Origin of the sequence: Brevundimonas sp. (assembly GCF_035999125.1) — a bacterium.
Lineage (GTDB): Bacteria > Pseudomonadota > Alphaproteobacteria > Caulobacterales > Caulobacteraceae > Brevundimonas.
Map to the genome: position 1 here is coordinate 115,601 of NZ_DASYGX010000013.1, position 13,159 is coordinate 128,759.

General features: G+C 70.7%; 14 protein-coding genes. 8 read left to right on the forward strand and 6 right to left on the reverse strand.

Annotation, left to right across the window (positions count from 1 at the left end; translation table 11 throughout):
- Positions 1–92 precede the first annotated feature (92 nt).
- Positions 93–1,910, forward strand: a complete 1,818-nt coding sequence (locus tag VGN45_RS11855; RefSeq protein WP_327462692.1) for an ABC-F family ATP-binding cassette domain-containing protein — start codon at positions 93–95, stop codon at positions 1,908–1,910.
- Positions 1,911–1,919: 9 nt separating this feature from the next.
- Here VGN45_RS11855 and VGN45_RS11860 read toward each other — a convergent pair whose 3' ends face one another.
- Together VGN45_RS11860 and VGN45_RS11865 are read right to left on the reverse strand one after the other, a co-directional pair.
- Positions 1,920–2,312: an HU family DNA-binding protein gene (locus tag VGN45_RS11860; protein WP_327462694.1), complete on the reverse strand. Its 393-nt coding sequence runs from the start codon at positions 2,310–2,312 to the stop codon at positions 1,920–1,922.
- 35 nt (positions 2,313–2,347) lie between these two features.
- The gene (locus VGN45_RS11865) at positions 2,348–3,115 is read right to left on the reverse strand and encodes a hypothetical protein (protein ID WP_327462695.1); all 768 of its coding nucleotides are present in this window, start codon (positions 3,113–3,115) and stop codon (positions 2,348–2,350) included.
- Between the two features lie 657 nt (positions 3,116–3,772).
- Here VGN45_RS11865 and VGN45_RS11870 point away from each other — a divergent pair.
- From VGN45_RS11870 to VGN45_RS11895, 6 genes are all read left to right on the forward strand, one after another.
- A complete protein-coding gene (locus VGN45_RS11870; RefSeq protein WP_327462697.1) occupies positions 3,773–4,399 on the forward strand; it encodes a hypothetical protein in 627 nt (208 codons plus the stop codon).
- A 37-nt stretch (positions 4,400–4,436) separates the two neighbouring features.
- Positions 4,437–5,462, forward strand: coding sequence for an ABC transporter substrate-binding protein (locus VGN45_RS11875; protein WP_327462699.1), 1,026 nt, complete (start codon positions 4,437–4,439; stop codon positions 5,460–5,462).
- Positions 5,455–6,198, forward strand: a complete 744-nt coding sequence (locus VGN45_RS11880) for an ABC transporter ATP-binding protein (protein WP_327462701.1) — start codon at positions 5,455–5,457, stop codon at positions 6,196–6,198. The genes VGN45_RS11875 and VGN45_RS11880 overlap by 8 nt, the downstream gene beginning before the upstream one ends.
- A complete protein-coding gene (locus VGN45_RS11885; protein ID WP_327462703.1) occupies positions 6,195–6,974 on the forward strand; it encodes an ABC transporter permease in 780 nt (259 codons plus the stop codon). The genes VGN45_RS11880 and VGN45_RS11885 overlap by 4 nt, the downstream gene beginning before the upstream one ends.
- 134 nt (positions 6,975–7,108) lie before the next feature.
- Positions 7,109–8,053: a hypothetical protein gene (locus VGN45_RS11890; protein ID WP_327462705.1), complete on the forward strand. Its 945-nt coding sequence runs from the start codon at positions 7,109–7,111 to the stop codon at positions 8,051–8,053.
- Positions 8,050–9,138, forward strand: coding sequence for a DUF2336 domain-containing protein (locus VGN45_RS11895; protein WP_327462707.1), 1,089 nt, complete (start codon positions 8,050–8,052; stop codon positions 9,136–9,138). Before VGN45_RS11890 ends, VGN45_RS11895 begins: the two co-directional genes overlap by 4 nt.
- Before the next feature lie 6 nt (positions 9,139–9,144).
- On the opposite strand, the gene VGN45_RS11900 is transcribed toward VGN45_RS11895, so the two are convergent.
- The 3 genes from VGN45_RS11900 to VGN45_RS11910 all read right to left on the reverse strand — a co-directional run bounded on the left by VGN45_RS11900 (position 9,145) and on the right by VGN45_RS11910 (position 11,467).
- Positions 9,145–9,543 carry a hypothetical protein gene (locus tag VGN45_RS11900; RefSeq protein ID WP_327462709.1) on the reverse strand — a complete coding sequence of 133 codons (399 nt, stop codon included), beginning with the start codon at positions 9,541–9,543 and terminating at the stop codon, positions 9,145–9,147.
- Positions 9,544–9,663: 120 nt separating this feature from the next.
- The gene (locus tag VGN45_RS11905) at positions 9,664–10,095 is read right to left on the reverse strand and encodes a MucR family transcriptional regulator (protein ID WP_327462711.1); all 432 of its coding nucleotides are present in this window, start codon (positions 10,093–10,095) and stop codon (positions 9,664–9,666) included.
- 154 nt (positions 10,096–10,249) lie between these two features.
- Positions 10,250–11,467: a DUF2336 domain-containing protein gene (locus VGN45_RS11910; protein ID WP_327462713.1), complete on the reverse strand. Its 1,218-nt coding sequence runs from the start codon at positions 11,465–11,467 to the stop codon at positions 10,250–10,252.
- A 118-nt stretch (positions 11,468–11,585) separates the two neighbouring features.
- Between VGN45_RS11910 and VGN45_RS11915 the strand changes: the two genes are divergently transcribed.
- Entirely contained in the window at positions 11,586–12,050 is a 465-nt protein-coding gene (locus VGN45_RS11915) for a hypothetical protein (protein ID WP_327462715.1), read from the forward strand.
- Positions 12,051–12,056: 6 nt separating this feature from the next.
- On the opposite strand, the gene VGN45_RS11920 is transcribed toward VGN45_RS11915, so the two are convergent.
- Positions 12,057–13,079, reverse strand: a complete 1,023-nt coding sequence (locus tag VGN45_RS11920; protein WP_327462717.1) for a copper chaperone PCu(A)C — start codon at positions 13,077–13,079, stop codon at positions 12,057–12,059.
- Positions 13,080–13,159: the final 80 nt, after the last annotated feature.

A 13,159-nucleotide genomic window follows, 5' to 3' on the forward strand; every position in this document is an offset into this window, starting at 1 on the left:
ACCACGTTCATGGGCGCACCCTACACTGTTCCCAAATCGGGAACAAGCTGGCGGCTGGCTTATCGGTCACTCATCGCCTAAGTCCCCGCGCCATGGCCGCCCGCCCGCCTCTCGTCGCCCTCAAGGACGTCCGTCTGCAGGACGGACCGCGCCCGCTGTTCGACGGCGTCGATCTGGCCATCGAGCCGCGCAGCCGGGCCGCGCTCGTCGGCCGCAACGGCGCGGGCAAATCCACCCTGATGAAGCTGGTCATGGGCCTGATCGAGCCCGACGCCGGCGACCGCTCCGTCCAGGCCGGGACGCGCTTCGCCCACGTGCCGCAAGAGCCGGACATCATCGGCGACACGCTCCTGGACTACGCCGCCTCCGGCGCCGCCGAGCGCTGGGACGCCGAGGCCTGGCTGACCACCTTCGGCCTCGACCCCGCCAAGCCCGCCGTGAACCTGTCGGGCGGCGAGACCCGCCGCGCCGCGCTGGCCAAGGCCTTCGCCGAGGCGCCTGACCTGCTCCTGCTGGACGAGCCGACCAACCACCTCGACGTCCTGGCCATCGAACTGCTGGAGAACGAGCTGCTGCAGGCCCGCTTCGCCGTGCTGGTCGTCAGCCACGACCGCGCCTTCCTGAACCGCGTCACCGACCGCGTGCACTGGCTGGAGCACCGCCGCGTCCGCACGCTGGACAAGGGCTTCAAGGCCTTCGACGACTGGGCCGCCAAGGTCATGGACGAGGAGGCGGAATCCTTGCGCCGCCTGACGAAGAAGATCGAGGCCGAGACCTACACCTTCTACCGCTCCATCACCGCCCAGCGCACCCGCAACGAGGGCCGCGCCCGCGCCCTGGACGCCATGCGCGCCGACCGCGCCGAACGGGTCAAGGATCTGCCGCGCGACCTCCATCTCGGCGTCGACAGCGGCGCCGCCTCCGGCAAGCTGGTGGCCGAGCTGAAGGGCGTGTCCAAGGGCTTCGGCGACCGCGTCGTCCTCAAGCCCTTCACCACCCGCGTCATGCGCGGCGACCGCCTGGCCGTCGTCGGGCCGAACGGCGCGGGCAAGACGACCCTGGTCAAGCTGCTGCTGGGCGAACTGCCCGCCGACGCGGGCTCGATCCGCCTCGGCGCCAACCTCGACCCCGTCTACCTCGACCAGTCGCGCGAGGGCCTGAAGTCCGACATGACCCTGTGGGACGCGCTGACGCCCGGCGGCGGCGACAGCATCCTGGTGCGCGGCCACTCCAAACACGTCGCCGCCTACGCCAAGGACTTCCTGTTCCAGGAGTCGCAGCTGAAGCAACCCATCTCCACCCTCTCGGGCGGAGAGCGGAACCGCCTGCTGCTGGCCCGCGCCCTGGCCAAGCCCGCCAACCTGCTGGTGCTGGACGAACCCACCAACGATCTCGACATGGACACGCTCGACAAGCTGGAGGAGCTGCTCGAGGGCTACGACGGCACCCTGATCCTGGTCAGCCACGACCGCGACTTCGTGGACCGCCTGGCCACCTCCACCATCGCGCTGAACGGCCGCGGCGATTTGGTCGAGACCCCCGGCGGCTGGACCGACTTCCTCCGCCAGAATCCGGGGTTCCTCTCGAGGGATGAGGGACTGGGGAAGAGGGATGAGGCCACCAAGCCAGCTGCGTCGCCCCTCATCCCTGGTCCCTCATCCCGCATCCCTCCCAAGAAGCTCTCCTACAAGGACGCCCGTCGCCTCGAAGAGGTCGAGCGCCTGATGGAAACCCTCCCGGCCGAGATCGCCCGCCACGAGGCGACGCTGGCCGACCCCGACCTCTACGCGCGCGACCCCGCCGCCTTCGACCGCGCCATGAGGGCCGCCGAAAAGGCCCGCGCCGATCTGGAGCAGGCCGAGGCCGACTGGCTGGACATCGAGGAAAAGAAGGCGGCGCCGGCGGGGTGAAGCCTCCGACTAGGCCTCATCATGCTCGGTTATGGCCTGCCGAAGCGCCGCGGCCGGCGCGAACCGAACGGCCCCGGTTTTTCGGGCGGCCATGCGTCGTTGTTTGAACCGGGCTTGCCGCTGGAGCGCGCGATCCACGGGAGGCTTCACCATCACGGTGAATGTACCGAGCTTGTCCACGCGGAGCTTCCCGCCGCTGGCGAGGTGATCGAGCATGACCGCCACAAGGGCATTGTAAGCCTTGTCGACGTCCGATCGCGTCAATCCGGACCTGCTGGCCGCCTCGCTGACCAGTTCGGACTTGGTCGCCGGCTTGCCTTCAGGCGGCTCCGGCAGGAGCTTGGGCCGCCAGTTGATGCCTTCTTCACCGGCCCCGACCGCGTCGACGTAGCCGACCGGCATCTCAAAGCGGCGCGCGGCGCGATAGGGAACTCCACTCATTTCAGCGCTTCCATGACCCTGGCCCGATGCTCCGAATCGTCGATCCGCCATAGCGCGTCCCACTTGTATCCTAGGAGCAAAACCTTGCCCAAAGGCTTTCCTGTGGCGTCGGTCGCATGCGCGACCTCGTGCATCAGCGAGTCAGATGGCGACTCTCGCACCAGGAATTCAAGCCGCGCTCGCTGCGTGAGATCGAACTGGCCCTTCTCCGTCAGTGCGTCCAAGCGAGCGAGAAGATCCGTTCGGCACGTATCCGGGAACAGAGGCGCAGCCCCCAACTTGGCCCAAGCGTAGCCGCCCACGTCGAAATTCGCATAGGCCGAGCAATAGTCCACGCTCAACTCGTCGAACACCAGCGCCGCGTTACGCAAGGCGGCGCGCAGCAGCCCCTTCGCCTGGAGGCGCCCCGGCAGGACCAACATCTCGAAGCCGACCGCCAGACGCCCGGCCTCATCTCGAACGAAGAACAGCGACAATACGACCTCGTCGGCACGGAGGGTCATCCTCCAGCCGCCGTCTTCCGCCTCCCACACGGGTGGCACGCCGTCGCACTCGGGCACTCCCGCGCACAGCAGGTCGCCGATGCGGGACACCCCTGCATCATCCAGCTTCAGGAACGTCGCCGCCCCCTGCACGTCGCCCTCAGCTCGAACGGAAGGCTCACGCCGGGCTTCCATCCACGGCCATTTGTCTTTCTGCGACAGAGCTTGCCCCCGCTTCTCGAACCTTGGGTAGAAGGCATCCAACTTTTTCTCGCTGGTCAAGAGTCGTGCGGTCGTGGGGCCTCCTTTGACGCCCGAGAGAGCAAAACGTGTGGACAACCCAAGCTGCTGAATCCGCGTCGCGAATTCCGTCCGTCCACAGATATGCACAGGGTTATGCACCGATCGCGGGCGGCTTTCGCACAGCGGGGCGAGTTCGGGCGCTTGCCTCATACCCGGTTTCGTCGGAACGTCAACGGGCCGAGGGACACGGCGGCGCGGAAAACCGGGGAGACCCGGGGCTCAAGGCGAACCGGCCCGGCTCTCTGACCCGACGCTTCGGGAGGTCTTCGGACCCGACGGGCGAGAGGCAGGATCCAGGCTCCCGAACTCCAAAGGCTTCGGCCGGCGGGTTCACGGAGAACCGGATCGGGATCGACGGACGGCGCAGGCTCGACCTGCGGAACGCTGGAGACCCTGAGCGCGACAGGATGCAGCCGACCTTCGTCGGGGTTCGCCCCGCCGCAGCAAGGCCAAGGTCCTGAACCTCAACGGCCAAGTCCAACCCGGACTTGGCGGGGGGACGAAGCGAACCGGTCCGCCGGGGAGCGTCGTCCCCCCGCTCAATTCTGGGCTGCGCCTTCCCCCCCCCCCCGCCATCTCTGGCGATTTCCCGCACGGCGCGATACGGTCAAGCCTCCTGAGGGGGAGCTTCCGACCATGCGCATCGTCGCCACCGCCGCCGCCGTCCTGATCGTCGCCTGCGCCACGGGCGCCGCCGCCCAGGACCGACCCGCCGCCTACGCCAACGCCGAGGCCTGTCTGGAGGCCAACGTCGACGCCGCCGTCGCCGCCTCGACGGGCGCGACCGACGCGGCCGAGTTCCTGCTCGGCTACCTCTGCGCGGACCCCGTCGCGGCGGCCACCAAATATGAGGTCAACTCCGAGCTGCTGGCCTCGGGCAAGGGACTGTTCGAAGGCTTCCTGACCCTCATGCCGGCCCAGTCGACCGAGGTGATTGAGATCCCGGACTTCGAAGCCATGTCCGACGAGCAGATCGACGCCTGGCTTCGAGAGCAGGAAGCCGCCGCCGCGGAGCAGGCGGAGGCGGCGCCCGCCTTCAGCCTCGACCCCGCCGAGTCCGCCGCCCAGGCGCCTACGGATCCTTTCGAGGGCATCTTCATCGACCCCGTCACCGGCGAAATCGTCACCGGCGACAATCCGCTCGGTCCGATGATCGTCATGCTGACGAATTATCTGGACGCCACCGCCCGCTCCATGTCCGGCGCCCCGCCCGTCTTTCTGCGAGAGCACACGGCGCGGCTGATCGTCCAGCGGCGCCGCTGACCTTTCCAAGGCGGCGCGGTCGCCCTATGCCTTGGCCATGCGCCGCCTGACGTCTCCCGCCCTGCCCGACCGCCGCGCCGTTCTGGCCGGGGGCGCGGCGCTGGCGCTGGCGGGGTGCGGCGGCGACCAGCCGCAGGTCGACGACGAGGGCCGCGTCCGCATCCGCTTCGCCACCGACTGGCGCGCCCAGGCCGAGCACGGCGGCTTCTATCAGGCGCTGGCCAGCGGGGCCTATGCCCGACGCGGGCTGAACGTCCAGATCGTCCAGGGCGGCCCCGGCGTGAACGTGCCGCAGCTGCTGGCCGCCGGCGCGGTCGAGCTGGGCATGGGCTCCAACAGCTTCATCCCGATGAACCTGGTGGCCGAAGGCGCGCCCGTGAAGGCCGTCGCCGCCTTCTTCCAGAAGGACCCCCAGGTCCTGATCGCCCACCCCGATCCGGCGCTGGAGACGATCGCCGACCTGGCCGGCCGGCCCTTCCTGCTGGCCGCCGCCTCACGCGACGCCTTCTGGGTCTGGCTGAAGGCCAAATACGGCTTCACCGACGATCAGGTCCGCACCTACAACTTCAACTCCGCCCCCTTCCTGGCCGACGAACGGGCGGTGCAGCAGGGCTATCTGACCTCCGAGCCCTACACGATCCAGAAGGAGGCGGGGTTCGCGCCGCGGGTCTTCCTCTTGGCCGACGAGGGCTATCCCTCCTACGCCTGCATGGTGCTGGCGCCCGACGCGTTCGCGCGCGACAACGCCGCCTCGCTGCGCGCCTTCCTGGCCGCCACGGCCGAGGGCTGGCGCGACTACATGCAGGGCGATGCGAAAGCCGCCGACGCCCTGATCCGAAAGGACAATCCGGAGATGACCCAGGACGTCCTGGACCAGGCCCGGGCCAGGATGCGGGAGTACGCCGTCGTGTCGGGCGGCGACGCGGCCCTGTACGGCCTCGGCACCATGACCCAGGAACGCTGGCGGGCCTTCTACGACGTGGCGTCGCAGGCGGGCGTCTATCCCCCCGGCCTGAACTGGCGCGACGCCTTCACCACCCAGTATCTGCCGGGCCGTGGCTGAAGCCGCCGCCGCGTCGCTGGACGGGGCGACGGTCCGCTTCCCGGAACGCACGGTCGGCCCGATCAACCTGACGCTGGCCCCGGGCTCGATCACCGCTCTCGTCGGCGCCTCCGGTTCCGGCAAATCGACGGCGCTGATCCTGCTGGCGGGCCTGCGCGCTCCGGACGCCGGACAGGCGACGCCGGGCGCCCCCGGCCGCGTCTCCATGGTGTTCCAGAGCCCGACCTTGATGCCGTGGGCCGACGCCATGGCCAACGTCGCCCTGCCGCTGGAGCTGGCGGGCGTCGCCCGCGCGGAAGCCCGGACCCGTGCCGCCGACGCCTTGAGCCGGGTCGGCCTGGGCGACCGCCTGACCGCCCTGCCGCGGGAGCTGTCCGGCGGCATGGCCATGCGCTGCGCCCTGGCCCGCGCCCTGGTCACCGAGCCCGACCTGCTGCTGCTGGACGAGCCCTTCGCCGCGCTGGACACCGTCACCCGCCGTCGCCTGATCGACGACCTGCACATGGCGTGGGCCGAGACGAGGCCCGCGATCGTGCTCGTCACCCATGACGTGGAAGAGGCGGTGTTCCTCGCCCGGACCGCCGTCGTGCTGGACCCGCTGGGCCGGGTCGCCGCGCGGGTCGACGTGCCGGGCGACCTGCCCCGCCCGCCCGGCTTCCGCGACGCCGCGACCACCCGCGCCGCGGTCGCGGAGGTCTCCGCCGCGCTGTCCGCCACGCTGGAGCCCGCGTCGTGAGCCGGGCATGGGCCGAGCGACTGGCCGGCGCCGTCTCGGTCGTCGTCCTGCTGGCGGTGTGGGAAATCGCCTGCCGCGTCCTGAGCGTGCCCGTCTATCTGCTGCCCCCGCCCAGCGCCGTCGGCGCGGCCCTGGTCGAAGCCGCGCCCCGCCTGGTCCCGTCGGCCGGGCAGACCTTCCTTCAGGCCATGCAGGCCCTGCTGCTGGCCGCGGTCGTCGGCGGCGCCGCGGCGGTCGCCGCCAGCCTGCATCCCGCCGCGCGCGGCGCCCTGCGGCCCCTGGCCACCCTGCTGCAGGTCACGCCGGTCGTCGCCGTCGCGCCGCTGGTGATCCTGTGGGTCGGGCTGGACCGGGCCCAGCTGTCGGTGGTGATCCTGGCCGCCGCCGTCGCCCTGTTCCCCCTGTTCTCCGCCACCCTGACCGGACTGACCTCGGCCGATCCGGATCTGGAAAAGCTGTTCGACCTGCATCGCGCCTCGCGCCGGGACCGCCTTCTGCGGCTGCGCCTGCCGTCCAGCCTGCCCTTCGTGGTCGAGGGTCTGCGGATCGGCGCCGGACTGGCCATCGTCGGCGCGGTGGTGGCGGAGTTCGTGGCCGGCACCGGCGCCACCCAAGGCCTGGCCTGGCGCATCCTGGAGGCCGGCAACCGCCTGCGCACCGCCGAGATGATCGCGGGCCTGGCCTGGCTGGCCGCCATGGGCCTGGGCCTGAACCTGATCCTCGGCCTGATCGAGACGGCCGTGCGCCGTCGTTTCGGGACGAGCCTGATCGCGTGAGCCTCGCGAACGCGTGAATCAGGCTCGAACTTCAGAATCGGATCGACGCTTCGGAGAAGCGCCGATCCGGGGCCGTTAACGCGCGCGCAAGCCCGTCGCCCCTAGTCTGATCGCTCAATCGTCGGGAGGTCCGCGTGACCCGCGCCCTGTTGCTGAGCGTCGCCTGCGCCGCCGCGGCCCTGTTCGCCGCCCCGGCCGCCATGGCCCAGAGCGACGAGCGCCCCCAACTGCGCCGCCTCGACTGGGCCGGCCGCCCCGCCCCGTCCGGCGCCGAGCTGCGCCGCGCCGCTCCGGTCATCCCCCACGCCGGCGCCGCCCCCTCGCGCGTCGCCCTGCGCCCGGCCCAGCCGTGGCGGCCGACGGCGGGCCAGATCGACGGCCGCCCCGGCCTGACCCCGGCCACCGCCTTCGCCGGCCCGGCCGCGCCGAGCTATGCGCCGCCTTCGGTCGAGACGCCGCCCGTCGAAGGGCCGCGTCCCGCGCCCGTCCGCAGCGAGCCCGCGCCGCAGCCCCGCCCCGCTCCAGTTCAGGCCCAGCGCCCCGCCCCGCCCGCGACCGCTCCGGCCCAACCGACGCCGCAGCCCGTGCGTGAGCCGGAGGCTCCGCCCGCCAGACTGGTCCAGCCGTCTCCGGTGTCGGCGCGCGTGACCGCCCAGCCCGAGCCGCAGCCGCAGGCCCAGACGAGCGTCGTCGACGACCCCATGGCCCCGCGCCGCGACGCCCCCATCTTCCGCATCCAGGGCGCCCGCCAGCCGCAGGCCGCGCCTCCGGTCGAGACCCCGCCTGTCGCCGAGCCGACGCTGCCGGCCGCTGCCCCTCTCCCCGCGCCCGTCGCCTCGACCCAGCCCACCGCTCGTCAACAGGGCGCCCGCTACTATTCCGTCCACCGCCAGAACGGCCGCGTCCCGGATCCGACGGTCCTGCCTGAGCCCGTGTGGCTGGACCGCATGCCCGTCCAGCTCGACTCCACGCCGCAGTCCGAGGACTTGGCCGCCCCGCCCGAGACGCCGCAGATGGTGCGCGGCTCCGACGGCAAGATGCGCCCGGTCCAGGGCGCCCAGGGCGATCCGATCCCGTGACCGAAGTCCTGTCCCGTCTTCCCGACCTGATCGCGCTCGCGGAGGAGACCTCCAGCGAAAAACGTCGCACCCTGCTGCGCGAACTCAGCGACCAGTTCTTCGGCCCGGTCGAACCCACGACCGTCGAGACCGCCCTGTACGGCGACGTCTTGGGCAAGCTGGCCGCCGACATGGAGACGGCCGTCCGCGCCGAACTGTCGGCCCGTTTCTCCGCCAGCCCCAACGCGCCCCACGCCCTGATCCGCCGCATGGCGTCGGACGAGGCCGAGGTGGCCGAGCCCGTGCTGCGCGCCTCGCCCGTGCTGACCGAGGCCGACCTGCTGCACGTCGTGCGCTCCAAGGGCCAGGCCCATCTGCGCGCCGTCTCGGCCCGCGAGACGGTGCCCGAGGCCGTGTCGGACGTCATCGTCGAACGCGGCGACGACGAGACCCTGGGCGCCCTTCTGGGCAACGAGGGCGCCGCCCTGTCGCGCCGCGCCACCGAGGCCGCCGTCGAGCGGGCCAAGGCCAATCCGGCGCTGCATGCCGCGACGGTCGAGCGCAAGACCCTGCCGCCCGACCTGCTCAACGAGATGTATTTCGTGGTCGAGGCCCGCCTGCGCGCCCGCATCCTGGAGCAGAACGCGCGGATGGATCCGGCCCTGCTGGAAAGCGCGCTGAGCGCCGGCCGCGCCCGCCTGGCCGAGGTCGACGGCGCCCTGCCCGCCGACTATTCGTCCTGCCTGGCCTATGTCGAGGAACTGCGCGCCGCTGGCCAGCTGACGCCCCAGATGCTGGCCCGCTTCCTGCGCTCGGGATCGAAGACCAGCTTCCTGATCGCCCTGTCCCAGCTGGCCGACGTCGACTTCCACACCGCCGCCTCGATCGTGGAGCGTCAGGATCTGGACGCCCTGGCCGTCATCTGCCGCGCCGCCGACCTGGACCGCGCCCTGTTCCTGACCTACGCCGTCGTGCTGCTGAACACCGACGGCGACGCCATGGGCAAGGCCCACGCCTACGCCCGCATGTACGCCGACCTCGGCCGCGACGCCGCGCTGCGGACGCTGAGGTTCTGGAAGGCGAGGCGGGCGGCGCAGGCGGCGTGACTGGGCCTAGGTTTGGCGCGACCCCTCCCAGAGCTCAGCTTCAGCTTGGGTGGCCGGGTTGTCGCGAAAATTCGCGTTCATGTAGAGTGGAACCTTGAACGCCACCCGGTGAGTTTGTTCGGCCCTCTGAGCATTTGTGCGCTCGGCCTGACCGCCAAGCGCGCCTCCAATCTTGACGAACGAAGCAACCTTGATCTCGCCGTTGGCCTGTCCTTGCCCACCGATCTTAGACTCTTCGGTCTCTGCCACCACGACAGACACGTCGAACTCCACATAGCTCTTCTCGGTGATCTGCTCGCCGTTCAGTCGTGAAGGATTGATGGCAACAAGGTTGCGAGCTTTAACCCGGGCCCCTTCGACGCCAAGTGCTATTTCGTAAAGCGTATCTTGGATGAATTCATTCAACCGCATAGCCCGTCCTTCGCACCCACCTGACCTTTCGCCAAGTTAGGGACGCGCGCCGCGAAATTGAAAGGCCCGCCAAATCGCTCCGGCGGGCCTCGTCTTTCCGGCTTTCGCCGAAGCTTACTTCTTGGCGCGGCCGGCGGCGCGGGCGGGTTTGCGGCCGCCCTGGCCCAGGCCCATCTGCTTGGCCAGGTCCGAGCGGGCCTTGGCATAGTTCGGGGCGACCATGGGGTAGTCCTTGGCCAGGCCCCACTTGGCCCGGTATTCCTCGGGCGACATGTCGTATTTCGTGCGCAGGTGGCGCTTCAGCGACTTGAACTTGCGGCCGTCTTCCAGGCAGATCAGGTAGTCCGGCGTGATCGACTTGCGGATCGGCACCGCCGGTTCCTTGTTTTCCGGCTCCGGCTCGACGGCGCCGGTCGACAGTTGCGTCATCGTGGCGTGGATCGAGCCGATCAGGGCGGCGACGCCGTCCGGAGAGACGGTGTTGTTGCTGACGTAGGCCGAGAACATGTCGGCCGTCATTTCCAGCAGGTTGGCGTTTTCTTCCATTCTCGGCGTTTCCTCGATCAAGACCACGGAGCGTTGCTGACCGGGATTCGGTCCAACTGAAAACGCCCCTTAGTCCGCGTCGCGTGTGAAAGCAATGCGGCGCGGCGATGCTGGCGCTTTTCAGATCATCCCTGCATCATTGTGGAACAGAGTTTCAGCGGCCGAAGTCTTCCGCCAGCGCCAGCATGGCGGCGCGTTCCGGCGCCGAATATTCGTCCAGCGCCTCCATGTCGCCCTCGCGGATCGCCTTCATCAGGGCGGGCGTCAGCGCCGACGACAGCGACCAGTTCCAGTAGCGCAGCACCGTCTGGGCCCGGTCGACCGCCAGCATGTCGAAGGTCGTCTGCACCCGCGCCAGATCGGGATGGATCGCCCCGTCCGGCCCCGTCTCCGGCCGCCGGGTGGACCGCCACAGGGCCAGCAGGTCCTCGCGCCCCATGCCGGTCGCCTTGCAGAGGATGGCCAGGGGCTCGCCGCCCACGTCGCCCAGGATCTTGGCCCCGGTCAGCGGCTTCAGGCCCGCCAGATAGGCGATCTCCGACGCCGTCTCGCGCGAGACGCCGGCCACGCCCGCCTGGGCCACCGCATGCTCCAGGCTGTCGAACGGGCTCTTGTCGACCGCCGCGCGGTTGCGCTGGCGCCGCTCGATGAACTGCAGGGCCTTGCGCGACACCGGATCGCCCCACCCCTCGGCCGCGGCCATGGGGAAGACGTCCTCCGACACCTCCTGCAGCGGCTCGCGCGACACGGCGAAGCGTTGCAGGATGGTGCGCCGCTCTTCCGGCCCGGCCCACCAGAACATCACATAGGCGCCCGACGGCCTCAGCTCGGGCCGCCTCAGCAGGTGGGGGACCAGCTCGCGGTGCGTGCGGCTGAGCGCCGTCGCGTCCTCCAGCGCCGGCTGGCTGAAATGCGCGGTCACATTGCGCAGCAGGCGTTCGACGTTCGCCGGCTCGGCGGCGCGCACGACGGCCTCGACCACCACCTCCGGAACCTCGCGCCGCCCGGCGATCAGCCAGCGGTGTTCCTCCGACGCGTCCAGGGCGCAGGACAACAGGTCGCTGTCCGACAGGGCCGGGCAGGTCTCGATCAGGATCGCGGCGATCTCGGGCTGGTCGCGCAGCAACAGCCGCGTCAGGCTGTTGGGCAGTTCGGCCAGCGGGGCCAGCCGCTGGGCCACCCGCATCCGGTCCTCCGGCGTCGCCAGGCGCAGCATGTCGACCAGCAGGTCGCCCGTCACCGCGCGCTCGAAGGCGTTGATCCGGCTGGCCGGCAGGGACACGACGTCGGCCAGGCGCTTCAGCAGCGCATGGCGCGCCCGCAGCGTCGGCTGGGGCGGGGCCTCGTTCGGCTGGATCGCGGGCTCCGACATCGCGCGGGAGTCTGGGGCCGGCGGGTTAACCGCGCGTGACGGACCGTGCCGTCAGGCCGCGTCGTTTGACGCCGGCGCGCGCCCGCTCCACCCTCGCGGCGAACCGGAGATCTCTCTCATGCGCGCCCTCGTCCTTCTCGCCCTCGCCGCCCTCGCGGCGCCCGCAGCAGCGCTGGCCCAGGAGACGCCGCCGACCGCGGCGGGCCCATTCCTCTTCCTGCAACAGGAAGAGGAAGCGGTCGTGCTCGCCTCGATGGCCGAGCGTCGCGCGACCGACCTCGGCGCCGGCACAACGACGATCGTGTTCCTGCGCGACGGCGAACAGCTGGTGCGCGGCGAGGCTCTGACCGAGGCCGACTGTGCCCGGGGTTTGCGCCGCACGGGCCCGATCTTCATTCAGTACGTTCCGGATCCCGACACGCGGACGGCTCCGATCGCAGCGGCGCCTCCGATAGACTGGAGCCCGCCCGGCCCGCTTGACGGGCCGCTGATGGACTACCTCTGCCAGGACGGCCGGCACGATCCCGCGCAGGTCAGCCCCAAGGCGTCGATCCTGGTGGCCCGCTGGCTGGAGGGAAGCTGACCCTCGTCAGTCGAACGCCGCCCAGCCGGCCGCGCTGTCGTCCGTCAGGGCGAAGTCGGCCGTCACGGTCCCGGCGGTCCGGAAGGTCAAGGTCAGGGGCACGCGCCCGTCGCGCGCCTTCGCAGGATCATAGCCGATCAGCATGAAATGCAGCGGGCTGCCCGGGCGCACGGCCAGTTCGCCTCGGCCGGGGACGGACCAGGCCGGGTCGGACACCATGTCGGGCCGGGGGCCCGAACGGTCGATGCGGTGCAGCTCCACCCGCTCGGCGCAGGCGCAGGAGACGGAGATCAGCTCGTCGGCGACGGGGTCGCCGTTGCGGATCAGGACATAGGCGGCCACGTCCTGACCGGGCTCGTCCACATGGCGCAGCACGCGGCGCGTCAGATCCAGCGGCCCGGCCGAGGCGGCCGCTTCCCGCCGCGGCGCAGGCGCCGACATCAGAGTCACGGGCGCGTCGCCGTCCCCGGTCGCGGACGTCCCCATTCGAGGCATGAAGGCGACCGCCCCCGGATCCTCGCGATAATCGAACCCGCCCTGTTCGACCCAGGCGTCGCCTTCCCTCTTGAAGGACCGCGAACGGTTCACCCCGTCGGCGCCCATGACGATGGTCGACCGCATCGGCGGAAAGCCGTCCAGGCCATGGATCGTCTCCTCCACCTCGAAGGCGCCGGGGCCGGTCGGTCGGATCGTTCCGGTCGAATGAAAGCCGCCGGAGGTGAAGTAGTGGAAGATGTAGGCGCCGCTGTCCTTGTCCCTGAAGATGATCGTCTCGCCGGCATAGGCGCCGTCGTTGACCGAGTGAACCACCTGCACCGCATGGCCGCCGACGGCCCAGTCCCAGCGCTGGACGTCCTGGACGGAGGCGTCCTTCGTGCCCGTCCCCCGCCAGCTGCGCCCGACCAGATGCTCGAACGGCGCATAGGCCGTCATTCCCGCGCCGGGCGGGGGGAGTGCGGCCACCTGGGCGGCGGCGGGCGCGGCGCAGGCCAGCGACAGGGCGGCGGCGGTGATCAGAATTCTCTTCATGACGTGTCCTCCGGGCGGAGTTGACGCCCGAAACGGCGGCGCGGCAAGGGAGAAGCCGTTGCCATGCCGTCCGAACGTGG